This is a genomic window from Acidimicrobiales bacterium, from assembly GCA_016716005.1.
Taxonomy (GTDB): Bacteria; Actinomycetota; Acidimicrobiia; order Acidimicrobiales; family JADJXE01; genus JADJXE01.
Genome location: JADJXE010000001.1, coordinates 2,130,641 through 2,154,796 on the forward strand (window position 1 = coordinate 2,130,641; position 24,156 = coordinate 2,154,796).

Sequence of the window (24,156 nt, forward strand, 5' to 3'; positions counted from 1 at the left end):
GGTCACCCAACCGAACGAACGCCGTCTGGCCAACGCTCCCGGGTCCGTAGGCGAAGGAGTTGGAGGAGCTTGTCGGTGGCGATGGAGAGCGTGATCTGATCGTCGCTCTCATCAGGGTCGAGGACCATGCGGCCTTCGTCGCGGACGGTGTGCGCGAGTGCGTGCCGCACAGACTTGGTCAGGTAGAAGGACCAGCTCGGGTCGTTGCCCGGCGGTGATCCCTCGATGTAGCTGTCGGCGAACGCCGCCAATGCCGACGCGTTCCCGTCGAACGCCGCGTCGAGCGCGTTGTAGTAGGCGAGGTAGCGGTAGAAGGCGCTCCGGGCCGACTTCGCCTCACGTTCGAGCGCGAGGACCAGTCGCAGCCGTTGGTCGGGCAGGACATCGACCGAGGATGGCGCTGGGACGAGAATCCTGGTGAACGGTCCGAGAGGCTGGCGAAGCAACGGCGAGTCGAACTCGCCCTTGTATCCGGTGGCGCTGGTAGCGAGTACGGCCATGGGCACGTCATAGAGATGGGAGAGGGCTGAGAGGAAGCGATTCGTCGCCCGCATCTCAGCCGTGTGGTTGGTCGACGTGCTGACGACGGTCACCGTTGGCCAGCTGCTGTCGCCCTCGATGCCGACCCCGTCGTTCGGGTGCCACACGAAGCGGAGTCCGTCGAACGCGATGGTCACCGGCCCATGGTTGGGCTCCAGCAGGATCCCTGACGAGAAGGCCAGTGGCGATTCAACAGCTGCTTCGAAGCGTGGCACCGGCCGAGTCTTGTGCAGGTTGTCGCCTCAGGAGGCCGGCTTTGCGCCGTCCGTTCCCGTCGGCCGCTGTTTGAGCTTCGCCTCGATCATCCCGTTGAGGGCGTCGGCGATCTCGTGGTCGCGGTCCTGCGTGGCGTGCTGGTAGATCAGCGCCGCGCGCGAGGTCGACTGGCCAAACCTCGCCATCAGCTCCTTGGTGCTCGCCCCGGTCATCGCCGCCAGCGTGTTGCCCGTGTGGCGTAGGTCGTGGGGCTTCATGCCCAGGATGCCCAGCTCGGTCATCGTGCGGTTCCACGCCGAGTACCACGTCGCCCGGCGCAACGGCTGCCCGTTCTGCCCGCAGAACACGAGGCCCTTCTTCCCCGGCGCCGCGTACGTAGCGAGGTGCGCCTCCAGCTCGGGCTTGAGCATCGCCGGGATGGCCACGGTGCGAATGCCGGCATCGGACTTCGGCGGGCCGAGGATGTGCGTGCCGTCCTTGAGCTCCTGGTACTGCTCGACCACCTTGATGCGCCCGTGCAGCAGGTCGATCCGCTCACGGGTCAGCGCCAGCATCTCGCCCAGGCGCAGCCCGACGAACGCACCGACGAGCACCATCGCCCGGAACCGGGGCTCGATCGTGTCGGCGATCTGGAACACCTGGGGGATCGAGGCGATCGGCCGCTCCGGGGCCTTCTCCTGGCCGGCGCCCTTGATCACGCACGGGTTCCGAACCAGTAGCTCGTCGGCGACGGCCGTGTTCAGGATGGCGTGAAGCAGCCGGTAGCACTTGGCCACCGTGGTGTTGCCGGGCTTGTCAGCCTTGAGCAGCGCCGAGTGCCAGTCGCGCACCTTGGTCGGTGTGAGCTTCGCCAGCTCGAGGTCGCCGAGCACCGGGAGGATGTGGAGCCGCAGCTCGCCCTCGTACAGCTCGACCGTCCGTGGCCGCAGGTCGGGCCGTTGCTCCAGCCACTTCGTCGAGTACTCGCGCAGCGTCACCTTGCCGGCGATCGGGTTCACCCAGGTCCCGCGCTCCATGTCGGCCCGCACGGTGGAGAGGTACGCCTCGGCGTCGCGCTTGGTGCGGAACGTCGACGGCGCACCGACCAACTTCCCGTCGACGCGGTAGCGCGCCTGGTAACGCCCGGACGGCAGCTTGCGCACGCTGCCCCACGACGCCTTGGCCTTCGTCATGTGCCCGATCATGGCACGGCCGGAACCGGTGTGGCACGCCTGTGGCACATGACCGCCGGAGACGACGAAACCCGCAGGCTTGAGACCTTCGGAAAGCGCCTCTGACCTGCGGGTTTCTAGGGAGCGGGTGACGGGAATCGAACCCGCGTTCTCAGCTTGGGAAGCTGATGTTCTGCCTCTGAACTACACCCGCGAGGACGCAGAGCATGCCACGCCGGCGGTGGGTGGGGGCAAGGTGGCTCAGCGTGCGGTGTTGGCCGCGAGCACGTCGTCGGCCGGCGCCGGGCGGCCCAGCAGGAACCCCTGCACGTGGTCGACGCCGAGGGCCCGCAGCTGGTCGAGCTGGGCCCGGGTCTCGACGCCCTCCGCCACCACCGTGAGCCCCAGGGCGTGGGCCATGGCCACGATGGCACCGACGATGGAGTTGTCGTCGCTGCCCAGGGCCAGGGCCTGCACGAACGAGCGGTCGATCTTCAGCACGTCGACCGGGAAGCTCTTCAGGTGGGTGAGCGACGAGTAGCCGGTGCCGAAGTCGTCGAGAGCGACGGCGACCCCCACGTGCTGGAGGGCGAGGAGGGTGTCGGCCGCCGTCGCGGCGTCGCTCACCAGCGCCGACTCGGTCACCTCGACGCCGAGCGCGGCGGCCGGCATCCCGACCCCGGCGGCCATGGCCGCGAGCCGCTCGGGAAGCCCCGGCTCGGCCAGCTCGCGAGCCGACAGGTTCACCCAGGTGCGCACGCCGCGGGCGTGCCAGCGGCGCGCGTCGGCCAGGGCCGTGCCGAGCACCCACTGGCCGATGGGCACCATCAACCCGGTCTCCTCGGCCACGGGCAGGAACTCGCCGGGCGCCACCGTGCCCCGCTCGGGGTCGCGCCAGCGCACCAGCGCCTCCACCCCGACGATCCGCCCGTCGAGGGTGAAGATCGGCTGGTGCAGCAGGGCGAACTCGTGGTGCTGCAGGGCCCGCCGGAGGGCGACCTCGGTGGCGAGGCGGTGCACCGAGCGGGTGCGCAGCGCCTCGTCGAAGTGGGCGAAGCGGTTCCGGCCCCCCGTCTTGGCGAGGTACATGGCGGCGTCGGCGTCGCGGATGAGCTCGTCGGCGGCCGTTTCGTCGGCCCGGGCCGCGGCGATCCCGATCGACGCCGTGACGACGAGCTGCTGGCCACCGGCGTCCATCGGTCGGCCCAGGGTGGCCAGGAGGCGGCGCGCGAGGGCCGAGCGCTCCTCGGCCGACACGAGCCCCTCGCACACGATCACGAACTCGTCGCCACCCAGGCGGGCGACGGTGTCGGTGGGGCGCAGCGTCTGCGCCAGCCGGCTCGCGGCCACGCACAGGACCTCGTCCCCGGCGTGGTGGCCCGCCGAGTCGTTCACCACCTTGAGCCGGTCGAGATCGCAGAACAGCACGGTCACCATCCCGCCTCCCCGTTGGGCCCGGGCCAGCGACTGCTCCAGTCGGTCGAGGAGCAGGGCCCGGTTGGGGAGGCCGGTGAGGGGGTCGTGGGTGGCCTGGTGGGAGAGGGCCTCCTCGAACCGGGCCCGCTCGGTCACGTCGTGGGCGTTGACCACCAGCCCTCCGACGGCGGGGAGCGCGGTGAGGTCGGACAGGGTCGCGGCCAGCGTGCGGTCGTGGCCGTCGGCGTGCAGGACGCGGAACTGCACGGCCACGCTCTGCCCGGTGGTCCCCGCCTGCTGCGCGGCAGCCGCCAGCAAGGCCCGGTCGTCGGGGTGCACCAGGTCGTCGAAGCCCGCCAGGTCGTAGAGCTCGGCCGGGGAGCGGCCCAGGATGCTCAGCGCGGCCGGCGTGGCGAACCCCACGCGAGCGCCGCTCCGCAGCACCAGCACCAGGTCGGTGGCGTGCTGCAGCAGGGCCCCGAAGCGCTCCTGACTCTCGGCCAGGGCCGCCTGGGCGCGCACCCGCTCGGTGACGTTGCGGGTCGTGAGCACCACGCCCCCCACCAGCGGGTCGTCCGTGAGGTTGTGGGCCGTCGCCTCGAGCGTGTGCCAGGCGCCGTCGGCGTGGCGGACCCGGAACTCGCCCGACACCGTGCCTCCCGGGCGGCTCAGCACGTCGGCCATCGCCCCGAGCACGAACGAGAGGTCGTCAGGGTGGACCAGGTCGCCGTCGAGCACGGCCCGGCCGACGAAGGTGTCGGCGTCGTAGCCCAGCACCCCCCGGCCGTCGTCGTTCGAGAACAGCAGGGTGCCGTCCGGCGCCAGCACCGACACCGTCTCGATCAGGTGCTCCAGCAGCCGGTCGGCCCGGCTGTGCGCCTTCCCAGCCATCGCTGCCCCAGCATGGCATCGCCGCGTCCCGTCGTGCGACGACCGCCCGTCGTGGTCGGCCGCGGTGACGGGTAGGGTGCCGCTCCGATGATCCTCTCCGACCGGTCGATCCGCGAGGAGCTCGCCGCCGGGCGAATCGTGATCGACCCGCTCGACGAGCGGTCCATCCAGCCGTCCTCGGTCGACCTGCAGATCGACCGGCTGTTCCGCGTGTTCCGGAACCACACGATGGGCTTCATCGACGTGAAGCAACAGCTCGACGAGCTGACCGAGCTGGTCGAGATCGAGCCCGACGGGGTCTTCATCCTCCACCCCGGCGAGTTCGTGCTGGGATCGACCCTCGAGCGGGTGGCCCTGCCCCACGACCTGGTGGCCCGGCTGGAGGGCAAGTCGAGCCTCGGCCGGCTGGGGCTGCTGATCCACTCCACCGCCGGGTTCGTCGACGCCGGCTTCGACGGGCACCTCACCCTCGAGCTCTCGAACGTGGCCAACCTCCCGATCACGCTGTACCCGGGCATGAAGATCGGCCAGATCTCCTTCCTGCGGATGACCACGCCCGCCGACGTGCCGTACGGGTCCCGCCAGGTCGGGTCGAAGTACCAGGGTCAGCGGGGGCCGACGCCCAGCCGCTACTACGAGAACTTCCGCGACCCCTGACCGCCGGGGGGCGTCCGGGGTTCGTGTCGCGCTCGTGTCGTGTGGGGCGTCGTGGGCGCGATGGGGACGGCCGGGTCAGGGTTCGTGTCGCGCTCGTGTCGGGTGGGGCGTCGTGGGCGCGATGGAGACGCGGGTCAGGGCTGGTCGGGAGCGGGCGCCGCAGGGGCCGACCTGCCCTCGAGGCGGGCACGGTCGGACTGCTGGCGCCGGTGACGGCGCCGCTCCTCCTCGGGCCGCTCGACCACCGCCGCGACCGCGTCGAGGAGCTCGCGGGCATGGAACGGGTGTTGGAGGAAGGCGTCGATGCCCGACTCCCAGGAGAACAGCCGGTTCGACCCGCGACCCCCGCACAGCACCACGCGGGAGCCGGCGAGGTGCTCGTCCTCGCTGGAGCGCAGCGCGTCGAGGAGCTTGAGGTTGCCCCCCGCGCCGGCCCGGGTGAGGTCGAGCACGACGCAGTCGGCGGGCTCGTTGAGCAGGGCGACGAGGGTGGCCTGGTGGTTGACCGCCCTCCGGACGAGGTGGCCGTCGGTGGCCAGGACCCGGGCGAGGAGCTCGCTCACGTCGGGATCGTCGGCCGCCAGCAGGATCCGCCAGGGGCGAGGCGGCACGGTCGCGACCACGCGCTGCCCGGCGCCCTCGTCGGTGCGCCGCCAGGTGGGCATCCGGGCCGCCTCGTCCCCGGCCGGGCTACGTGCCCGCGGCGTCGGTGAGGTCGGCCAGCTCGCTGGCTCGCCTGGCCTCGCCCTGCTCGATGGCGTCGAGGAGGTGCATGGAGATGTCGGCCACTCGCACCTCGTCCTCCTCCTTGCCGGCGCCCTTCACCCCGTCGTCCAACATGATGTAGCAGAACGGGCAGGCGGTGGCGACGCGAGTGGCCCCGGTGGCGATGGCCTCCTGGGCGCGCTCGTCGTTCACCTTCTTGCCGATCGTCTCCTCCATCCACATCCGGGCGCCGCCGGCGCCGCAGCACATGCCCGTCGTGCCGTTGCGGCCCATCTCGACGACCTCGACGCCGCCGAGGGAGCCGATCACCTTGCGGGGAGCGAGGTAGATGTCGTTGTGGCGGCCGAGGTAGCAGGAGTCGTGGTAGGTGATCCGCTCGTCCAGCCGGGCGGCCGACACATCGAGCCGGCCGGTCTCGATGAGCCACTCGAGCAGCTGGCTGTGGTGGACGACCTCGAAGTGGCCGCCCAGCTGTGGGTACTCGTTGAGGAGCGTGTTGAAGCAATGGGGGCACTGCGTGATGATCTTCTTCACGCCCATGCCGTTCAGCGCCTCGATGTTCTGCATGGCGAGCATCTGGAAGATGTACTCGTTGCCCGAGCGGCGCGCCGGGTCGCCGGTGCACAGCTCGGACGGCCCCAGGATCGCCACGTCGATGCCGGCCCGCTGCAGCAGCCGGGCCATGGCCTGGGTGACCTTCTTGTTCTTGTCGTCGAACGAGCCGGCGCAGCCGACCCAGTAGAGGTACTCGTGCTCGAAGGTCGAGCCGGGGTCGACCACCTCGATGCCGTCGAGCTTGGCGGCCCAGTCGGCCCGCTCGCCCTGGTTCATGCCCCACGGGTTCCCCGAGTTCTCCATCGAGCGGTAGGCGTTGCCGAGCTCGGTGGGGAAGTTGCTCTCCATCAGGGAGAGGTAGCGGCGCATGTCGAGGATCTTGTCGAGGATCTCGATGTTGACCGGGCAGATCTCGTCGCACGCCTTGCACGACGTGCAGGACCAGATCTCCTCGGCGGTGATGCGCTCGAACAGCGAGTCGGCCGTGATGGTGATCTGGTGGTCGACGCCGATCGGGGGCGTCACCGGGGGTGAGCCGGTGGCCGCCATCACCTCGCCCGTCTTGAGCACGATCTCGCGGGGGTCGAGGGGCTTGCCGGTGGCGTGGGCCGGGCACACGCTCGTGCACCGGCCGCACATCGTGCACGCGTCGGTGTCGAGGAGCTGCTTCCACGTGAAGTCGGAGACGGTGGCCGCGCCGAAGGTCTCGAGCTCGGTCTCCATCAGGTTCGGCATGGCTCGCATGGCGCCCTTGGGGCGCTCCCGGTCGCGCAGGTACATGTTCAGCGGCGAGGTGAACATGTGCCGCAGCATCGTGATCGGCAGGATCACGAGGAACGCGAGGAACGCCACGACGTGCACGACCCACGACACCTGGTGCCAGGTGTCGAGGTTGCCGACGTTCTCGACGAGCGCCGACAGCGGGTAGCCGATGAACGACCACTGCTCGAAGCCGGGCCGCCCCACCTCGGCGATGCGGAACATCTCGGTGGTGAAGCCGGTGAGGCCGATGGCGAGGAGCACCCCGAGGATGACGGCGTGCTCCGGCTTGGTCTTGATGCGGATGCGGTACGGCCGCTGGACGTAGCGCCGGCCGATGGCCCACAGCACGCCGGCCGTGAAGACCAGGCCGGCCAGGTCGCCCACGAAGGCGAAGCCCTGGTAGACGCCGCCGTGCAGGAACTTCAGGTCGGTCGGGAGCTGGTGGTCGATCTCGAGCGTGGTCGTGACACCCAGCAGGACCAGGAAGCCGAAGTAGATCATCGAGTGCATGACGCCGGCCTGCGGGTCGCGCAGCAGGGTCTGCATCATCACGCCGGCGCGGTAGTCGCGCAGGCGCCGGTGCACGTTGCCCCGGGTGGTCCGGCGGCTGTCCGGGTTGCCTCGCTCCCAGTTCTTCACCCGGAACGAGAAGAGCACCCCGCCGGCGATGATCAGCAGGGGTGTGACCACGTAGAACGCGACCTCGAGGGCGGCCGGGACGCCCTCGAACACCTCGCGGGTGGTGCTCGAGTCGCTCTTGAAGGCGAAGGCGGCGCCGGCGATGCCGGAACCGACCACGACGAGGGCGAACAGCACCCCGATCACCACCGACAGCTGGTTCGGCAGGATCGGCGGCTTGCGCGCCGGCTTGTTGGTCTCCACCTGCGTGCTCATATCGCCGCGAAACCTACTCGCCGGTCACCGGGCGCCACGAACGCAGCCGGCGAATCCCGCCGTCAGCCGTAGGCTTGGCGGTCGAAGTCGCGAACCCGAGCCGCCAGGTAGGCGAGCAGCTTGTGGGCGAGTGCCGGGACCGTGTCGATCAACCCGGCGAAGTGCCGCTGATCGATGACCAGCAACACCATGTCGGTGTCGGCCAGCACCGTGGCCGTGCGGGGCCCGTGATCGAGCAGCGACAGCTCGCCGATCACCGAACCGGGTCCCAGCGTGGCGATCTTGCGGCCGTTCCGCCTGACCGTGGCCGTGCCCTCGACCACCACGTAGCAGTCGCGGCCGGCGTCGCCCTGGTCGACGAGGATCTGGCCGGCCGGCACCGTGATCTGGTCGGACGCCTTGGAGATCCGGTCCAGGTCGCGCTTCGAGCACGCCGAGAAGAGCGGGACCTTCGCGAGGTAGTCGAGGGTGTCGACTCGCTTGCCGGGCATGGCCGCATCCTAGGCAGGCGCCTCGCCGACGTGCCCGGATGCTTCATGCCGACGTAACCGTCGAGAAACGTGCGGGCCCTAGGTTGCCCCCGATGGACGTCGTGCTCGTCCGATGGCCCGCCGAGGAGTCGCGCCGTGAGCGCCTCCAGGTCGAGCGTTGCGCCCGCCTCCTGTTGGTGGAGGCAGGTGCCGCGCCCCCGCTGCCCGTCGACTGCCTGGAGGACTGGATCCGGGTGCCGGCCGACGACGCCGACCTCCGGGCCCGGGTGGAGGCGCTGGCCGTGCGGGCCCGTGCCCACCTGTCGGTCCACCCGTCGCTCGACGGCGACGGGGTCCTGCGTGTCGGCGGCGCCTGGGTCTCGCTCCCGCCGGTCGAGGCTCGCCTCACCGAGGCGCTGCTCGAGCGGTTCGGGGCGGTGGTGAGCCGGGAGGCCCTCGCCCGAGCGGGTTGGCCCGACGGCGCGCCGGGCCGCAACGCGCTCGACGTCCACGTGCTGCGGCTCCGCCGCCGGATCGCCCCGCTGGCGCTGGCGATCCGGACGGTGCGGTCGCGGGGGTACCTGCTGGAGGGTTCAGAGTTCCGTCAGCAGGCCGTGCTGGAGGCGTAACGCTCTCCACACGGTCGGGTAATCGGGCCTTCCTACGGTTCAGATTGCCGACATCCAGTCGGGCGGGAGCCGGTCGGCTCCCGGCCACCAACCACCATCCCAACTCGGGATCGTTCCGGTGCAGTGGCGACAACGGCGTCGACCTCCGGAGGAAGGAAGGGCGAATGCAGCTGGTCACTGCGGTGATCAAGCCGTTCAAGCTCGATGACGTGAAGGACGCCCTGAAGGACTCGGGCATCCACGGGATCACGGCCACCGAGGTGAAGGGCTTCGGCCGCCAGGGCGGCAAGACGGAGACCTATCGGGGAGCGGAGTACACGGTCGACTTCCTCCCGAAGGTGAAGATCGAGGTCCTCGTCGACGACGGGGCCGTGGATGCGGTGATCGACACCATCGCCGCCGCGGCCAGGACCGGGAAGATCGGCGACGGGAAGATCTGGGTCACGCCCGTCGGCACCGCCGTGCGGATCCGCACGGGCGAGCAGGGGAGCGACGCGCTGTGAGGGCGCGAGCGACCGGCGCGAGCAGCGTACCGACGACGAGGAGGGATCGAGCGGCGATGTCGCGAACCAGAAAGGGGCTCTTGGCCCTCACGGCCGTGGTGGCCGGCACCGGGGCGCTGCTCCTGCTGGCCGGCCCGGCGCACGCCCAGGAGGCCGACGTCACGATCGACGACGTCAACGCCGGGGTGCTGTCGCTCGGCGTCGCCACGAACCTGCTGTGGGTCGTGATCGGCGCCGTCCTCGTGATCTTCATGCAGGCCGGCTTCGCCCTGGTCGAGACCGGCTTCTGCCGGGCCAAGCACGCCGCCCACGTGGTGAGCACCAACTTCGCCGTCTTCGGCCTGGGCATGATCGGGTTCTTCTTCGTGGGCTTCCCGCTCGCGTTCGGCGGCTTCAGCTACTCGGCCTTCGGGCTCGACGCCCCGATCGGCAGTGCCCTCGTCGGCTCGGGCAACTGGGTGTTCCTGTGGAAGGGCGGCTGGGCGCTGAGCGGCGGCGGCATCACGCCGGCACTGCTGGGCTTCTTCCTCTACATGGTCGCCTTCATGGACACCACGGCCACCATCCCCACCGGGTCGATGGCCGAGCGGTGGAAGTGGAAGAGCTTCGTGATCTGGGGCCTCTTCTGCGGCGCCGTCTACTACCCGCTGTTCGCGGCCTGGACCTGGGGCGGCGGCTGGCTGGCCAAGACCTGGGACACCATGGGGCTCGGGGCCGGCTACGTCGACTTCGCGGGCTCGGGCGTCGTGCACGCCGTGGGTGGCGCGGCGGCGCTGGCCGGCGCCATCGTGCTCGGCGCCCGGATCGGCAAGTTCGGCAAGGACGGCAAGCCGCGGGCCCTGCCCGGCCACCACATCCCGATGGCCATGCTGGGCACGTTCATCCTGCTGTTCGGGTGGTTCGGCTTCAACGCCGCCTCCACCTTCGCCGCCACCGACATCCAGTTCGCCGTCGTGGCCACCAACACCGCGATCGCCGCCGGCTTCGGGGCGACGGTCGCCATGCTCTGGATCATGATGCGGACGGGGAAGCCCGACCCCGGCATGATGGCCAACGGCATGCTGGCCGGCCTGGTGGCCATCACCGCCCCGTGCGCCTTCGTGGCGCCCTGGGCGGCGGCGGTCATCGGCACCATCGCCGGCGTGCTGGTGATCGAGTCCATCTTCATCGTCGAGCGGAAGTTCAAGATCGACGACCCGGTGGGCGCCATCTCGGTGCACGGGGTGAACGGCCTCTTCGGCGTGCTGGCCGTCGGCATCTTCGCCAACGGCAGCTACGGCGCCGCCTGGAACGGCTCCGACGTGGCCGGCGTGGAGGGCATCATCAAGGGCGAGTGGGGCCAGCTCGGCGCCCAGGCCCTCGGCGCCCTGGTGATCTGCACGGTCATCTTCGGCGTGTCGTTCGCCTTCTTCAAGATCCAGAACGCGCTCACCAAGGGCGGCATCCGCTCGTCGGAGGAGGACGAGCAGGCCGGCCTCGACCTGCCCGAGATGGGCGTGCAGGCGTACCCCGAGTTCGCCGGCGCCCTGGGCAGCTACGGGGGGTCGAGCCCGGACAGATGAGCCAGGGGGCCGCGGCCCCGATCGCACCCACGGGGCGCCACCCTCGGGTGGCGCCCCGTGGCGCGTGCCGTGCGAACACGTGGCAGGGGGCGATCGGGCCCTCGGTGTGGGCCGTCCGGAAGTGGCCGCCTCGGGGCTGGCCTCGGTCGACGAGACGACGGCGCTGGCGCCCCGCATGCCCTGTGACCGACCCGGGACGCGCACGTCGAACGGCCCTGAGGATGGCGGCGGCGTCTTTGCCCGCAGCCTGGCGGGCAGAGGTCGGTTCTGGTCGCCGGGGGCGGACTGTCTCTCAGGAGCCTCTCAACTCCCGCTCGTCGGATCATCACGAGTGCTCCCTAACGTCGGGTTCATGGTTGGGTCGGCTCTGCGTGTGACCGCGGCCGCCGGAGCGCTGGTGTTGCTGGCCTCGTGCTCCGGTGTCGGGGGGCGGGACCGGGTGGGCCCTCCCGAGCGATCCGGATCATCGACGGTCGTGGCGGAGCCTGGCGGTGGGGTGTTGACCGTGGGGACTGTGAGGTTCGAGGAGGTGGCGCGGCTGTCGACGTCGCCGTTGGCGACGTCGGTGCTCGACGTGAACGGTGACGACCGGCTGGATCTGGTGTCGGCTTCCAGGGATCGGTTCCACGTGGCGGTGGCGGTGGCGGAGGGGCCGGGGTTCGCCGAGCCGGCGTCGGTGGCCATGCCGGCCGGGGAATCGGTCAACGGGTGGGGCCTGCACGACCTCGACGGTGATGGGGACCTGGACCTGATCCCGGCGACGCGTCCGGCGGACCGACCGCAGCTCGCTCTCCTGAACGCCGGTGACGGCAGCTTCGAGGAGCGTCGATTGGGCTATGTCCCGGACCTGATCCAACGGTCGGTGCTGGTGACGGACCTGGACGGTGACGGCGCCCAGGAGGCGTTCGTGTCCGGCAGCTCGTTCCGGGACTCCCACGGCTGGAACGAGCTCCACGTCGGGCTGCCCGGCGGCGGGTTCGCGGCGGAGAACGTGATCGACGAGGTGATGCCGGCGCCGTTCTGGCACGAGCGGGTGAGCGATCCCGGCTCGCCGTGCGACGGGGAGGAGTGGGCGAACACCTGGTTCAAGGGCGTCGTGGTGCGGGACTTCGACGCCGACGGCCGACCCGACCTGCTGCTGTCCGCGTATGCCGATGCCGGGTTCCCCGATGTGCGCTGTCCCCGCTTCCAGCAGGAGTTCGTGTCGCTGCGCAGCTACCGGGGGGTGTTCCTGCTCCGCAACGTCTCCACCCCGGGCAACCTGCGGTTCGAAGACGTCAGCGCCACCGCCTTCGACCGGCCGGGGAACGGCAACTCGCTCGAGGACGACCACGTGTACGCGACGGTCCCGGCGGACGTCGACGGCGACGGCGATCTGGACCTGTTCTCCGGCGGGGTCGTGTACCAGACGCCGCCCCGCGCTCGGGACACGAACCTGGTCACGGTGTGGCGGAACGACTCGACACCGGGTCGGCTGCGCTTCGTCGACGTCACCGGGTCGAGCGGACGGCCGGCGGAGATCAACGCCCAGCCCCCCGCCGACAAGGGGGCGCGGCGGCTCGCCGACGGCGTCGCCGCTGACCTCGACCTCGACGGTGACGTCGACCTGGCGTTCGTCAACCGCGACGACGGCGGGGAGGCCGACAGCGTCCAGAGCATCGTCGTGTTCCGCAACGACGGCGGCATGGCCTTCACCGAGCTGGGCCCCGAGACCGGCCTCGACGAGTACGCCAACGCCGTCAACTCCGCCGACCTCGACGGCGACGGCCGGGTCGACCTGATCGTCGATGACGTGTTCTTCACCCGGAGCACCTTCGTGTTCACGAACACCACCGACACCGACGGCCACTGGGTGGCCGTCGACACCCGCGACGCCGACGGCACGTGGCCCATCGGCGCGGTGGTCACGGTGTTCGAACCCGACGGCGACCCGATCGCCGTCGACGAGGTCCGCACCGACTACTCCTACCGGGCCAAGCGCACGCCCCTGCTGCACTTCGGCCTCGGTGCGGTGGACACCGTCGACGTCCGGATTGCGCTCCCCTTCGGTGGCGGCACCACCTGGCACCGCGACGTCCCGGCCGATCGGATCGTGCGGCTCTCCCCGTGACCACCCGATCAGCCCTGGCCGTCGCGCTGGCAGCCACGATCGCCGCCGCGTGCTCTCCGGGGAACGCCACCAGCCCGTCCCCGACCATCGCGGGCACGACCACCACGACCCAGCCCACCACGACCGGCATCGTCGCCTCGTCCTCGACGGCGGGGGCGCAGACCGAGTGCGGTGGGCCGCTCGCTGGGCCCGACACGCAGCGGTACCGCGGCGACGTGAGCGACGCGGCCCCCGACCAGGTCAGCCTCGACGTCTACCGGCGGCCCGGGGCGACGGGCTGCCCGGTGATCGTCTGGGTGCACGGAGGTGGCTGGCGCGCCGGCGACAAGGCCGGGAAGGCGATCGACACCAAGGTCGCCCTCGCCGGGGAGCTCGGCGCCGTGCTGGTGTCGGTGGACTACCGGCTGGTCACGCCGGGCGGCGACGTGCGATGGCCGGTGATGGGCCAGGACGTGGCCGTGGCCGTGGCGTGGGTGATCGACCACGCCCCGGAACTGGGGGTCGACGCGGAGCGGGTGGCTCTCATGGGTCACTCGGCGGGCGCGCACCTGGTGTCGATCGTGGTCACGGACCCCGAGCTGCTCGAGAGCGCCGGGGTGTCACGGGACGACGTGCGCTGCGTGGTGTCGCTGGACAGCGCGGCCTACCTGATCACCCCGGCCGAGGCCCGCACCTCGCCGCTCTTCGGCGCCGCCTTCGGCGACGACCCCGCCACCCTGGCCGGCGCCTCACCCATCGTGCAGGCCCGCGACCACCCGGCGGGGATCCCCGACGTCCTCGTCGTGACCCGAGGCTCACCAGCCCGCGTGGCTGAGGCCGCCGAGTTCGCCGCCGCCGTGACGGCCGGTGGTGCCGCAGGGCGGGTCATCGACGCCGGCAGCTACACCCACGAGCAGGTGAACACGCAGCTGGGTGTGCCGTCGGAGCGGGTGGTCACACCACCGACCCGCGACTTCCTGCGGTCGTGCTTCGAGTGAACCGCCATCGGTCCGGTGGAGCCGGTGGGGTGCCGGGTTCCGCGCCATGCTCCCGCCGACCGAGTCGCCCGGCTCTCCCTATGGCCACCCGATGAGCCCACGCCGCAGCCATGGCGGCCGTCATGGCCGCCGCCTGTTCCCCGGGGAACCCCACCGGCCCGTGCCCGACGGCTGCTCCCACCACCGCTGCTCCCACCACCGCCGCTCCCACCACCGGGCGTGTGAGCGGGACCTTCGCCCCTTGCGCAACGGAGCCAGGCTGTTAAGAATGCCTAACACCATGCGTAAACGTCCTTCTCCCACGTCCGCCGACCGACCGACGCGCCAGGGGGTGGTACCGCTCTCCGAGCTCGCCGTGGGCGACCGCGCCGTGGTGCGGTCGGTCGGAGCCGGCCCCGCCGGACTCGGCAAGCGCCTCGAGGACCTCGGCTTCCTGGCCGGTACGGAGGTCCGGGTGGAGCGTCGGGCACCTCTCGGCGACCCGGTGGTGTACGAGCTGCGCGGCGTGCGGTTGGCCGTCCGCCGTGCCGACGTTGCCCTGGTGCAGGTGGAGGTACTCGCGTGACGCACGAGCAGCACCACGGTGGCGGAGGCGCCCCCCACCTCACCGCCGACCTCGAGATCGCCCTCGTCGGCAGCCCCAACGCCGGCAAGACCACCCTGTTCAACAGCCTCACCGGCCTGCGCTTCAAGACGGCCAACTACCCGGGCGTCACCGTCAGCCGGGGTGAGGGGTTCATCCACGTCGACGGCCGCGAGATCGTGCTGGTGGACCTCCCCGGCACGTTCGGCCTCTCCGCCATCAGCCCTGACGAGCAGGTGGTGGTCGACGCCCTCGGCGGTGGGCTGGGTCGGCGACCCGACGGGCTGGTGGTGGCGGTCGACGCCACGGCGCTCGAACGATCGCTGCTGTTCGTGGCCGAGCTGCTGCAGCTCGACGTGCCCACCGCCATCGCCCTCACCATGGTGGACGAGGTCGAGGCTCGCGGCGGCACGGTCGACGTCGAACGCCTGTCGGCCGCGCTCGGCGTGCCGGTGATGCCGGTGGTGGGGCATCGGGGCATCGGCGTGGCTGCCCTCCGCACGATGCTGGCCCATCCCGAGGAGTGGGCCACTCCGGCCCTCCCACCGCCCGCAACCGGCGCCGAGCGGGCCGCCTGGGTCGACTCGGTCGTGCGCTCGGCCACCACGAGGCCCGGACCAGACCGTCGTACTCACCGGATCGACGCCGTCGTCCTGCATCCCGTGGCCGGTGTGGCTGTCTTCCTGGCCGTGATGCTCGTGTTCTTCCAGTCGATCTTCACCTTCGCTGCACCTGCGCTCGACGCGATCGACTCCTCGTTCGGCGCCCTTGCCGACCAGGTCCGCGATCTGGTGCCCGGCACGCTCGGCGAGTTCCTCGCCGACGGCGTCATCGCCGGTGTGGGCGCCGTGCTGGTGTTCCTCCCGCAGATCATCCTGCTCTTCCTGATCCTCGCCCTCCTCGAGAAGGTCGGCTACCTGGCGCGAGCGGCGTTCCTGGCCGACCGGCTCCTCAGCCGCTTCGGGCTCGAGGGCCGCAGCATGGTGGCGATGCTCTCGTCGTTCGCCTGCGCCATCCCCGGCATCCTCGCCACCCGCACGATCCCGAGTGAGCGCCGCCGGTTGGCGACGATGATGGCGGCCCCGCTGATGACGTGCTCGGCCCGCCTGCCGGTGTACGTGCTGCTGATCTCGGCGTTCGTCTCCGACCGGACGGTGCTCGGCCCCTTCACCGCACAGGGCCTCACGATGTTCGGGCTCTACGCCCTCGGCGCCGTGTCCGGCCTCGTCTATGCCGCCGTGCTCAGCCACACCGTTCTGGCCGGCCCTACGGCGCCGTTCGCCATGGAGCTCCCGCCCTACCGCCGGCCCACCCTGCGCTCGGTGTTGCTCGCCACGTGGGACGGCACCTGGTCGTTCGTGAGGCGGGCCGGCACGGTGATCCTCGTGACGTCGATGGCGCTGTGGGTGCTGCTGAGCATCCCGTCCGTCACCCCCCCCGAGGGCCTCACGGAGGCGCAGGCGGCCCAGTACGAGATGGAACAGAGCCTCGCCGGTCGGGTCGGCTCGGCGTTGGAACCGGTGTTCGCCCCCCTGGGCTTCGACTGGAGCACCAACGTGGCCATCATCGGGAGCCTTGCCGCACGCGAGGTGTTCGTGAGCACCCTCGCCATCACCACGGCGTCCGAGAGCGAGGACGCCCTGCCCGACCGGCTCCAGACGATGGAGGACGCCGACGGGAACCTCGTCTACGACTCCGCCACGGTGGCGGCCATCCTGGTCTTCTTCGTGTACGCCCTGCAGTGCCTGAGCACCGTGGCGGTGCTGCGGCGGGAGACCAACTCCTGGCGGTGGCCGGTGTTCGCCTTCGGCTCGATGTTCGCGCTCGCCTACGTGGGCGCCCTGATCGCCCGGACGGTGGTCCTTGCCGTCACCTGAGGCTTCGCCGCACCCGCTGGTGCACGTGGAGCGCACCGCCGACCAGGCGGTGCTCCGCTGGGTGTGCCACGACCACGCCGTGGCGGCCAGCCCGGGCGGCCGGCGCCGGCCCGATCCAGGCTCGCCGATGGGTGCCCTCGTGGACGCCGGCTCGCTCGCCGAGGTGTGGGTGTCCGCCGGAGCGCTGCACGCACGGTTCGTGGAGGAACGACCTGCGTCGGCAGTGGTGCGGGTCGTACACGAGGCCGTGGTCGATGCGCTCGCGACGAACGCGGCCTGGCTCACGGAGGCCACCGGCCCCGTGCCCGGTATCGGCCTGGCCACGGTGCAGGAGACGGTGGACAGGGCGGCGGCGGCGGTGTTCGACGCTCACGGCGGCCGGCTCGAGGTGGTCCACCTCGACGACGGCGTCCTGAGGCTGCGGCCGCATGGCTCGTGCCGGGGGTGCCGCCTGACGGCCGGCACCATCGACTCCCTGGTGGCGCCGGCCGTCCGCCGTGCCCACCCGGACATCCACCGCATCCAACTCGAGGACGCCTCCTCCAGGCAGCGATCCTGGCTGCCCCGCCCCCGCCGGCGCTGATCGTTGGTTCGGGCAGAGCACCCGGACGACGTGGGACCAGGTCCGTGACCAGCTCACCGTCCGCTTCCCCAGGACCAGGGGGCTGATGGGCACCGCCGAGGTCGAAGTGCTCGCCCTCACCGCTTCCCGCGATCGCACGGGACCAGGATCTGGTCCAGCAACCCGATGCTGAACCCATCGTGGGACCCGACGCCGGCGGCTGGAGATCCCCTCGAATCCCCGCCACGCAGCGGGGCACCGCGTGCGGTGCGAGGAGCGATCAGGCGGGGAGGCGCTCGCCCGCAGCCGGCACCAGCCCCGCGGCGCGCAGCGAGCCGAGGGGCGGCCACTCGGCCCCGGCCACGTCGACCGGGGCGTGGCCCGGCCGGTGCAGGACGGTCCCCGCCAGCCGGTGCGGTCCGGGGCGCGAGCGCTCGAGCGCGGTGCGCAGCACCGCCGCGGCCATCGGCCCCAACTCGGCCAGCGGCCGGTTCCGGTGGGTGCGCACACCCAGGTCGACCTGGGCGATGGCGCCGGTGCCCACGAGAGCGGCCACGTCGATCAGCAGGCCGAGCTCGACCCCGTAGTCGCCCACGAAGGAGACACGCTCGAGGACGTCGCGACGCCCCGCGTACTCGCCACCCAGGGGTTGGACGATGCCGGCCAGGTGGGGGAAGAGCAGCGAGAGGGCCGGCCTGGCCACCAGCTCGGTCACGCGGCCGCCCTCACCGCGGTGGCCGTGGAGGGGGCGCTCGTAGAACCCCTTGACCAGGGCGATCTCGGGCTGCAGCAGCAGGGGGCCGACCAACCCGGCGACGAATCGGGGGTCGAAGTCGACGACGTCGGCGTCGCACCAAACCACCAGCTCGGCATCGGTGACGACGAGCGACTTCCACAGCGCCGCCCCCTTGCCCGGAGTCCCCGCGAGCTCGGGGAGCACCTCGGCGGTGTGGACCACCCTCGCCCCGGCGGCGGCGGCGAGCGTGGCGGTGCCGTCGGTGGAGCGGTCGTCCATGACGACCAGGTCGTCGACGAGGGGCAGGGCGTCGACGAGCTCGTGCCGGATGGCGGACACGATGGCGCCCACGGTCGCGGCCTCGTTGTGGGCCGGGAGGCACACGGCCACCCGCCGCCCCCGCTTGGCGGCCACCAGGCGGGCGGGTTCGAGGTCGTCGCGGTGGAAGACCCGAGCAGGCTGGGTGGCCGCCGACCGCAGCGGAGCAGCGTCGTGGCCCGCCGCCAGGGCGACCACGCCGGCCAGCTCCACCTCGACCGGCTCGTCGGCCACGCGGGCCAGGGCGGCCATGGCCGCGCCCAGCAGGTCGGCGTCGACGGGGCCGTCGACGGCGAGCACCAGCCCGTTGCCGTCGCCCCGCACCGTCAGGCCGGCCGGCCGGTCCTCTCTCGTGGACACGTCCACGTCCCACCTCCAGGGTCGTCGGCGTGGGAGGGCGAGCCTGCCAGCGCAACGTGACGGCTGGATCACGCGTCGGTCGCGGCCGTGTCGCGAATCGTGGCCCGATCCGGTCGGGGAGCCCGAGTGCGGGATGATGACCGGTCATGGTGACCCGCCTGCTGCTCGTCGAGGACGACGACGACATCCGGCTGGTGCTCCGGCTCGCCCTCGAGGACGAGGGCTACGACGTGGTCGAGGCGATCAGCGGGGAGGAGGGGCTCGAGCGCTTCGCGGCCGAGCCCGTCGACCTGGCGCTGGTCGACCTGCGCCTTCCGGGCATGCACGGCTTCGAGGTGTGCCGCCAGCTTCGGCAGCACTCCACGGTCCCGATCATCATCATCACCGCCCAGACCGACAGCCACGACGTGGTCGCCGGGCTGGAGGCGGGGGCCGACGACTACGTCACCAAGCCGCTGGTCCCGAAGGAGCTGGCAGCGCGCATCCGGGCCCTGCTGCGGCGGGCGAGCCTCCCGGCAGCGCCGTCGTCGGAGCCGGAGGCCTTCGTGTTCGGTGACCTCGAGGTGCGGCCGGGGGCCGGCGAGGTCCGGCGCGCCGGCGAGCTGGTCGAGCTCACCAAGACCGAGTTCCGCCTCCTCTGCGAGTTCGTGGCGAACCCCGGCCAGGTGCTGAGCCGCGACGTGCTGCTCGAGCGGGTGTGGGGCTACGACTACCTGGGTGACAGCCGCCTCGTCGACACGCACCTGCACCGCCTCCGGCTGAAGGTCGAGGACGACCCGTCCGAGCCCCGCCACCTGCTCACCGCCAGGGGTCTCGGCTACAAGTTCGTGCCATGACCGGGGCGGAGGCGGGGGCGGCCCGGCCCGTTCCTCGCCGGCGGCTGCGGCTGCGGCTGCGGGCCACGGTGGCCTTCGCCATCGGTGCGCTGGCGGTGTCGCTGGCGCTGTCGGGGCTGACCTACGGGCTGGTCCGCCGCTACCTGCTGGAGCAGCGCGAGTCCACCGCGACGACGCAGGTGTACCTGAACGCGCGCCTGGTGCGGAGCTCCCTCCTGGCGGGCGATACCGACGTGCCGGCGCTGCTGGCGTCGCTGGCCACGACGCTCGGCTCGCAGCCGGTGCTCGAGCTCGACGGCGACTGGTTCGCCCGGGTCGTGAACGTCGGGCGCGACGATCTCCCCGGCCCGTTGCGGGCGACGGTGCTGGACGGCGGCGCGAGCCGCCAGCGCTTCGCGGCCGGCGGGGTGCCGTATCTCGCGGTGGGGGTGGCCCTGCCCGACGCCGACGCCGCCTACTTCGAGGCCTTCCCGCTCACCGAGCTGGAGCGCACGCTCGACACGCTGCGGGCCGCCCTGCTGGTGGCCGCGACGATCACGACCGTCGCCGGCGCTGCGCTCGGCTGGTACGCCAGCCGCCGGGTCCTCCGGCCGCTGCGCGACGTGGCCGACACGGCCGCGCTGATCGCGGAGGGCGACCTGTCGGCCCGCATCGACGAGCACGGCGACGCCGACCTCGATCCGCTGGTGCGGTCGTTCAACGACATGGCGTCGACGCTGGAGGGGCGCCTCGAGCGCGACGCCCGCTTCGCGTCCGACGTGAGCCACGAGCTGCGGTCTCCGCTCACGGCCATGCGGGCCGCGGTCGAGGTCGTCGACGCCCGCCGCGACGAGCTGCCCGAGCGGGTGCGGGTTGCCGTGGCCGTGCTGCGGGGGCAGGTGCGGCGCTTCGAGCGGATGGTGCTCGACCTCCTCGAGATCTCCCGGATCGACGCCGGGGTGGTGCCCGTCGACCTCCGCCCCCGGAACGTGGCCGGCTTCGTTCGACGGGTGGCGCGCGGCCTGTTGCCCGACGGGCCACCGGTCGAGGTGAGCCCGGCCGCCGCCGAGGCGCTGGCCCTCGTCGACGAGCGGCGCTTCGAGCGGGTGCTCGCGAACCTGGTGGAGAACGCCCAGAAGCACGGCGGCGGCGTGACGCGCGTGGCGGTCGACGCCGGCGACGGTCGGGTGCGCGTGCTGGTCGAGGACCACGGGCCGGGCGTGCCCGCCGAGGAGCGGTCGCGGATCTTCGAGCGCTACGCCCGGGGGGACGCGGCCCGCCACCAGGTCGGCACCGGGCTCGGCCTGGCTTTGGCGGCCGAGCACGTGCGGCTGCACTGGGGCAGGGTTTGGGTCGAGGACGCGCCCGACGGGGGCGCGCGCTTCGTGGTCGAGCTGCCGAAGGCGGTGTCGTGACCGGCCGGGCCCGGCGCCGGGTCGCGGGGATGGGCCTCGCCCTCCTGGGGGTGGTGGCGGTGGCCGGGTGCGGGGTCACGACCGAGGGCGACGACCGCCCGCTCGACGCCACCGACGTGCCGGCCGGGCTGCTCGACACCCCGCCGTCGCCGAGCACCACCGCCGCCGGCCCAGCGCCGACGGCGCTGGTGCCGGTGCCCACGTACGGGTTCGAGCTCTACCTGGTGCTCGACGACCGCCTCGTGCCCGTTCGCCGGCAGCTGAGCGGCCCCCCCGACCTCGACGACGTGCTCGAGCTGGTCGCCGCCGGTCCCCGCCCCGCGGAGCAGGACCAGGGCTACCGGTCGGTGCTGGGCGACCCGGTGGTCGTCACCGGGACGCCGCCGGTGGGGGGCCAGGTGACGATCGACGTGGGCGACGCCTTCACCAGCCTGTCGGGCGCCGACCAGCTGCTCGCCCTGGCCCAGGTCGTGTACTCGGTGACCAGCCTCCCGGGTGTGGGGCGGGTGGCCTTCACCAGCGGCGGCGCGCCCATCGACGTGCCCCGAGCCGACGGCCTGCTGGTGGCCGGCTCGGTGTCGCGCGACGACTACGCCGCGCTGGTGGCGCCGTCGTCCGCGGTGCCGACCACGGCGCCGGCCGACGCGACGCTCCCGGTGGTGCCGCCCGGCTGAGCCGACCGGCGCGCGGGGCTCAGCCGGCCTGGCGGGCCACCGCGTCGGCCGCCGCGGCCGCCGCCGCGGGGTCACCGAGGTAGCGCCCGAGCAGCGGGTGCTCGTCGACGGGGCCGGGGGGGACGGGCCGGAGGTCGTCGTCGAGCTCGTAGCGCAGGGGGATCCCGGTGGGGATGTTGACCTCGGGGATGACGTCGTCGGGGATGTCGGCGAGGTGCTTGACGAGGGCGCGGAGGCTGTTGCCGTGGGCCGCCACCAGCACGGTGAGGCCGGCCCGCAGGTCGGGGACGATGGCGTCGTACCAGTACGGGAGCATCCGGGCCACGACGTCCTTCAGGCACTCGGTCGCCGGCAGCACGTCGGGGGCCAGGCGCCGGTACCGCCGGTCGTGGCGGGGGTGGCGCTCGTCGCCGGGGTCGAGCGCCGGGGGCGGCACGTCGTAGCTGCGGCGCCACACCTTCACCTGGTCGGCGCCGAAGCGCGCCGCCGTCTCCTTCTTGTCGAGGCCCTGGAGGCCGCCGTAGTGGCGCTCGTTCAGCCGCCAGGAGCGGCGCACCGGGAGCCAGAGCTGGCCCAGCTCGGCCAGCGCCAGGTCGGCGGTGCGCACCGCCCGGGTGAGGACCGAGGTGTGGGCCACGTCGAACCACAGCCCCTCGTCAGCCAGCATCCGGCCCGAGGCCGCGGCCTCCTCGACGCCCCTCTCGGACAGGTCGACGTCGTGCCAGCCGGTGAAGAGGTTCTCGCGGTTCCACACGCTCTCGCCGTGGCGGAGCAGCACGAGGGTGGTGGTCATGGGCGACACCGTACCGGCCCGTGGGAATGGGACGGTAGCCGAGGAGGTTGTCAATGAAGCACTCAACTTCTTAGAGTGGCAGACACGCGAAGGTCTCGACCCCACCCTCACCATCGGAGGCGCACCCACCATGCCCAAGGCCGTCGGCATCGACCTCGGCACCACCAACTCCGTCGTCGCCGTCCTCGAGGCCGGCGACCCCGTCGTCATCCCCAACGCCGAGGGCAGCCGCACGACGCCGTCCGTGGTGGCCTTCTCCAAGACCGGCGAGGTCCTGGTCGGGGAGGTGGCCAAGCGACAGGCCATCACCAACCCCGACCGCACCATCCGGTCCGTCAAGCGCCACATGGGCACGGGCTGGACGATCGACGTCGACGCCAAGAAGTACACCAGCCAGGAGATCTCGGCCCGCACGCTCATGAAGCTGAAGCGCGATGCCGAGGCCTACCTGGGCGACACGGTCACGCAGGCCGTGATCACCGTGCCCGCCTACTTCGACGACGCGCAGCGCACCGCCACCAAGGAGGCCGGCCAGATCGCCGGGCTCGAGGTGCTGCGCATCATCAACGAGCCCACCGCCGCCGCCCTGGCCTACGGCCTCGACAAGGAGGGGGCCGACCAGACGATCCTCGTGTTCGATCTCGGTGGGGGCACGTTCGACGTGTCGATCCTCGAGATCGGTGACGGGGTCTTCGAGGTGAAGTCCACCCACGGCGACACCCAGCTGGGTGGCGACGACTGGGACCAGCGCGTCATGGACTGGCTCGTGGCGCAGTTCAAGGCGGCCCACGGCGTCGACCTGTCCGCCGACAAGATGGCCATGCAGCGCCTCAAGGAGGCGGGGGAGAAGGCCAAGATCGAGCTGTCCTCCGTGCAGCAGACGCAGATCAACCTGCCCTTCATCACCGCCACCCAGGAGGGCCCGCTCCACCTCGACGAGACCCTCACCCGGGCCAAGTTCACCGAGCTCACCGCCGACCTGATCGACCGGTGCCGCTCGCCGTTCGAGCAGGCCATCGCCGACGCCGGGCTCACCCTCGGCCAGCTCGACCACGTGATCCTGGTCGGCGGCTCCACCCGGATGCCCGCCGTGCAGGAGCTCGTGCAGAGCATCACCGGCAAGGAGCCCCACAAGGGCGTCAACCCCGACGAGGTCGTGGCCGTGGGCGCCGCCATCCAGGCCGGCGTGCTCAAGGGCGAGGTCAAGGACGTGCTGCTGCTCGACGTCACCCCGCTGTCGCTCGGCATCGAGACCAAGGGCGGCGTGATGACGAAGCTCATCGAGCGCAACACCACCATCCCCACCCGCCGCACCGAGGTGTTCACCACCGCCGAGGACATGCAGCCCTCCGTCGAGATCCACGTGCTGCAGGGCGAGCGCGAGATGGCGATGTACAACAAGACGCTCGGCAAGTTCCAGCTGGTCGACCTGCCACCGGCGCCGCGCGGCGTGCCCCAGATCGAGGTCACGTTCGACATCGACGCCAACGGGATCGTCCACGTGTCCGCCAAGGACCGGGCGACCGGCAAGGAGCAGTCGATGACCATCACCGGTCAGTCGTCGCTCAACCGGGACGAGATCAACCGGATGGTGCGCGACGCCGAGTCCCACGCCGAGGACGACCGTCGCCGGCGCGAGGAGGCGGAGGTCCGCAACAACGCCGACACCCTCGTGTACCAGACCGAGAAGCTGCTCCGCGAGCAGGGCGACAAGGTGAGCCCCGATGAGCGGGCTGCCATCGAGGGGCCCCTGGCCGACCTCAAGGCCGCGGTGTCCGGCAGCGACGTGGGCGCCATCAAGGACGCGTCGGACAAGCTGATGGCGGCCAGCCAGGCCTTCGCCCAGCGCCTCTACGAGGCGGCGTCGCAGCAGCAGCCGTCGCCGGGCGCCGGCTCGTCGTCGGCCGCCAGCGACGAGGAGGTCGTCGACGCCGAGATCGTCGACGACGAGGGGAAGTGACGGC

General features: G+C 71.9%; 21 protein-coding genes and 1 tRNA gene. 13 read left to right on the forward strand and 9 right to left on the reverse strand.

The window, feature by feature from the left end; all coding sequences use genetic code 11:
• Nucleotides 1–2 precede the first annotated feature (2 nt).
• The 4 genes from IPM45_10480 to IPM45_10495 all read right to left on the reverse strand — a co-directional run bounded on the left by IPM45_10480 (nt 3) and on the right by IPM45_10495 (nt 4,214).
• Nucleotides 3–677, reverse strand: a complete 675-nt coding sequence (locus tag IPM45_10480; GenBank protein MBK9179973.1) for a hypothetical protein — start codon at nt 675–677, stop codon at nt 3–5.
• Nucleotides 678–782: 105 nt separating this feature from the next.
• Nucleotides 783–1,928 (reverse strand): site-specific integrase, encoded by a 1,146-nt coding sequence (locus IPM45_10485; protein ID MBK9179974.1) that lies wholly within the window; start codon nt 1,926–1,928, stop codon nt 783–785.
• A gap of 122 nt (nt 1,929–2,050) precedes the next feature.
• Nucleotides 2,051–2,121, reverse strand: a tRNA-Gly gene (locus IPM45_10490).
• 47 nt (nt 2,122–2,168) lie between these two features.
• The gene (locus IPM45_10495) at nt 2,169–4,214 is read right to left on the reverse strand and encodes an EAL domain-containing protein (GenBank protein ID MBK9179975.1); all 2,046 of its coding nucleotides are present in this window, start codon (nt 4,212–4,214) and stop codon (nt 2,169–2,171) included.
• A gap of 87 nt (nt 4,215–4,301) precedes the next feature.
• Between IPM45_10495 and IPM45_10500 the strand changes: the two genes are divergently transcribed.
• Nucleotides 4,302–4,871 (forward strand): dCTP deaminase, encoded by a 570-nt coding sequence (locus IPM45_10500; GenBank protein MBK9179976.1) that lies wholly within the window; start codon nt 4,302–4,304, stop codon nt 4,869–4,871.
• Between the two features lie 134 nt (nt 4,872–5,005).
• On the opposite strand, the gene IPM45_10505 is transcribed toward IPM45_10500, so the two are convergent.
• The 3 genes from IPM45_10505 to IPM45_10515 form a co-directional block, all read right to left on the reverse strand.
• Nucleotides 5,006–5,536, reverse strand: a complete 531-nt coding sequence (locus IPM45_10505) for a hypothetical protein (protein MBK9179977.1) — start codon at nt 5,534–5,536, stop codon at nt 5,006–5,008.
• Nucleotides 5,537–5,561: 25 nt separating this feature from the next.
• Complete coding sequence (locus IPM45_10510; GenBank protein ID MBK9179978.1) at nt 5,562–7,808, reverse strand: 4Fe-4S dicluster domain-containing protein; 2,247 nt, start codon at nt 7,806–7,808, stop codon at nt 5,562–5,564.
• A 62-nt stretch (nt 7,809–7,870) separates the two neighbouring features.
• Nucleotides 7,871–8,299: a cyclic nucleotide-binding domain-containing protein gene (locus IPM45_10515; protein ID MBK9179979.1), complete on the reverse strand. Its 429-nt coding sequence runs from the start codon at nt 8,297–8,299 to the stop codon at nt 7,871–7,873.
• A 92-nt stretch (nt 8,300–8,391) separates the two neighbouring features.
• Between IPM45_10515 and IPM45_10520 the strand changes: the two genes are divergently transcribed.
• From IPM45_10520 to IPM45_10555, 8 genes are all read left to right on the forward strand, one after another.
• Nucleotides 8,392–8,907, forward strand: a complete 516-nt coding sequence (locus tag IPM45_10520; GenBank protein MBK9179980.1) for a helix-turn-helix domain-containing protein — start codon at nt 8,392–8,394, stop codon at nt 8,905–8,907.
• Nucleotides 8,908–9,071: 164 nt separating this feature from the next.
• Complete coding sequence (locus IPM45_10525; protein MBK9179981.1) at nt 9,072–9,410, forward strand: P-II family nitrogen regulator; 339 nt, start codon at nt 9,072–9,074, stop codon at nt 9,408–9,410.
• 56 nt (nt 9,411–9,466) lie between these two features.
• Nucleotides 9,467–10,972, forward strand: coding sequence for an ammonium transporter (locus tag IPM45_10530; protein MBK9179982.1), 1,506 nt, complete (start codon nt 9,467–9,469; stop codon nt 10,970–10,972).
• A gap of 514 nt (nt 10,973–11,486) precedes the next feature.
• Nucleotides 11,487–13,082, forward strand: a complete 1,596-nt coding sequence (locus tag IPM45_10535) for a CRTAC1 family protein (protein MBK9179983.1) — start codon at nt 11,487–11,489, stop codon at nt 13,080–13,082.
• Entirely contained in the window at nt 13,079–14,059 is a 981-nt protein-coding gene (locus IPM45_10540; protein ID MBK9179984.1) for an alpha/beta hydrolase, read from the forward strand. Before IPM45_10535 ends, IPM45_10540 begins: the two co-directional genes overlap by 4 nt.
• A gap of 331 nt (nt 14,060–14,390) precedes the next feature.
• On the forward strand, nt 14,391–14,624 hold the full coding sequence (locus tag IPM45_10545) for a ferrous iron transport protein A (protein MBK9179985.1): 234 nt from the start codon (nt 14,391–14,393) through the stop codon (nt 14,622–14,624).
• Nucleotides 14,621–16,519: a ferrous iron transporter B gene (locus IPM45_10550; protein ID MBK9179986.1), complete on the forward strand. Its 1,899-nt coding sequence runs from the start codon at nt 14,621–14,623 to the stop codon at nt 16,517–16,519. Before IPM45_10545 ends, IPM45_10550 begins: the two co-directional genes overlap by 4 nt.
• A 25-nt stretch (nt 16,520–16,544) precedes the next feature.
• Nucleotides 16,545–17,102 (forward strand): NifU family protein, encoded by a 558-nt coding sequence (locus IPM45_10555; GenBank protein MBK9179987.1) that lies wholly within the window; start codon nt 16,545–16,547, stop codon nt 17,100–17,102.
• A gap of 259 nt (nt 17,103–17,361) precedes the next feature.
• Here the strand turns inward: IPM45_10555 and IPM45_10560 are convergent, their stop codons facing one another.
• Nucleotides 17,362–18,387, reverse strand: coding sequence for a glucosyl-3-phosphoglycerate synthase (locus tag IPM45_10560; protein MBK9179988.1), 1,026 nt, complete (start codon nt 18,385–18,387; stop codon nt 17,362–17,364).
• Nucleotides 18,388–18,641: 254 nt separating this feature from the next.
• Between IPM45_10560 and IPM45_10565 the strand changes: the two genes are divergently transcribed.
• Genes IPM45_10565 through IPM45_10575 form a run of 3 tightly spaced genes read left to right on the forward strand, consistent with a single transcriptional unit; the run spans nt 18,642 to nt 21,399 of the window.
• Nucleotides 18,642–19,331: a response regulator transcription factor gene (locus tag IPM45_10565; GenBank protein ID MBK9179989.1), complete on the forward strand. Its 690-nt coding sequence runs from the start codon at nt 18,642–18,644 to the stop codon at nt 19,329–19,331.
• The gene (locus tag IPM45_10570) at nt 19,328–20,725 is read left to right on the forward strand and encodes a HAMP domain-containing histidine kinase (GenBank protein ID MBK9179990.1); all 1,398 of its coding nucleotides are present in this window, start codon (nt 19,328–19,330) and stop codon (nt 20,723–20,725) included. Before IPM45_10565 ends, IPM45_10570 begins: the two co-directional genes overlap by 4 nt.
• Nucleotides 20,722–21,399: a GerMN domain-containing protein gene (locus IPM45_10575; GenBank protein ID MBK9179991.1), complete on the forward strand. Its 678-nt coding sequence runs from the start codon at nt 20,722–20,724 to the stop codon at nt 21,397–21,399. The genes IPM45_10570 and IPM45_10575 overlap by 4 nt, the downstream gene beginning before the upstream one ends.
• Nucleotides 21,400–21,418: 19 nt before the next feature.
• Here the strand turns inward: IPM45_10575 and gpmA are convergent, their stop codons facing one another.
• Nucleotides 21,419–22,192, reverse strand: a complete 774-nt coding sequence (gene gpmA, locus IPM45_10580) for a 2,3-diphosphoglycerate-dependent phosphoglycerate mutase (protein ID MBK9179992.1) — start codon at nt 22,190–22,192, stop codon at nt 21,419–21,421.
• A 130-nt stretch (nt 22,193–22,322) separates the two neighbouring features.
• On the opposite strand from gpmA, the gene dnaK reads away from it, so the two are divergent.
• Nucleotides 22,323–24,152: a molecular chaperone DnaK gene (gene dnaK, locus IPM45_10585; GenBank protein ID MBK9179993.1), complete on the forward strand. Its 1,830-nt coding sequence runs from the start codon at nt 22,323–22,325 to the stop codon at nt 24,150–24,152.
• The last annotated feature ends 4 nt before the right edge of the window (nt 24,153–24,156 follow it).

Excerpts from the sequence above, each read along its gene's own strand:
- IPM45_10485 (MBK9179974.1), bottom strand. The coding sequence starts at position 1,928 with ATGACGAAGGCCAAGGCGTCGTGGGGCAGCGTGCGCAAGCTGCCGTCC.
- IPM45_10495 (MBK9179975.1), bottom strand. The coding sequence starts at position 4,214 with ATGGCTGGGAAGGCGCACAGCCGGGCCGACCGGCTGCTGGAGCACCTG.
- IPM45_10500 (MBK9179976.1), top strand. The coding sequence starts at position 4,302 with ATGATCCTCTCCGACCGGTCGATCCGCGAGGAGCTCGCCGCCGGGCGA.
- IPM45_10505 (MBK9179977.1), bottom strand. The coding sequence starts at position 5,536 with ATGCCCACCTGGCGGCGCACCGACGAGGGCGCCGGGCAGCGCGTGGTC.
- IPM45_10510 (MBK9179978.1), bottom strand. The coding sequence starts at position 7,808 with ATGAGCACGCAGGTGGAGACCAACAAGCCGGCGCGCAAGCCGCCGATC.
- IPM45_10515 (MBK9179979.1), bottom strand. The coding sequence starts at position 8,299 with ATGCCCGGCAAGCGAGTCGACACCCTCGACTACCTCGCGAAGGTCCCG.
- IPM45_10520 (MBK9179980.1), top strand. The coding sequence starts at position 8,392 with ATGGACGTCGTGCTCGTCCGATGGCCCGCCGAGGAGTCGCGCCGTGAG.
- IPM45_10525 (MBK9179981.1), top strand. The coding sequence starts at position 9,072 with ATGCAGCTGGTCACTGCGGTGATCAAGCCGTTCAAGCTCGATGACGTG.
- IPM45_10530 (MBK9179982.1), top strand. The coding sequence starts at position 9,467 with ATGTCGCGAACCAGAAAGGGGCTCTTGGCCCTCACGGCCGTGGTGGCC.
- IPM45_10560 (MBK9179988.1), bottom strand. The coding sequence starts at position 18,387 with ATGGCCGCCCTGGCCCGCGTGGCCGACGAGCCGGTCGAGGTGGAGCTG.
- IPM45_10565 (MBK9179989.1), top strand. The coding sequence starts at position 18,642 with ATGGTGACCCGCCTGCTGCTCGTCGAGGACGACGACGACATCCGGCTG.
- IPM45_10570 (MBK9179990.1), top strand. The coding sequence starts at position 19,328 with ATGACCGGGGCGGAGGCGGGGGCGGCCCGGCCCGTTCCTCGCCGGCGG.
- gpmA (MBK9179992.1), bottom strand. The coding sequence starts at position 22,192 with ATGACCACCACCCTCGTGCTGCTCCGCCACGGCGAGAGCGTGTGGAAC.
- dnaK (MBK9179993.1), top strand. The coding sequence starts at position 22,323 with ATGCCCAAGGCCGTCGGCATCGACCTCGGCACCACCAACTCCGTCGTC.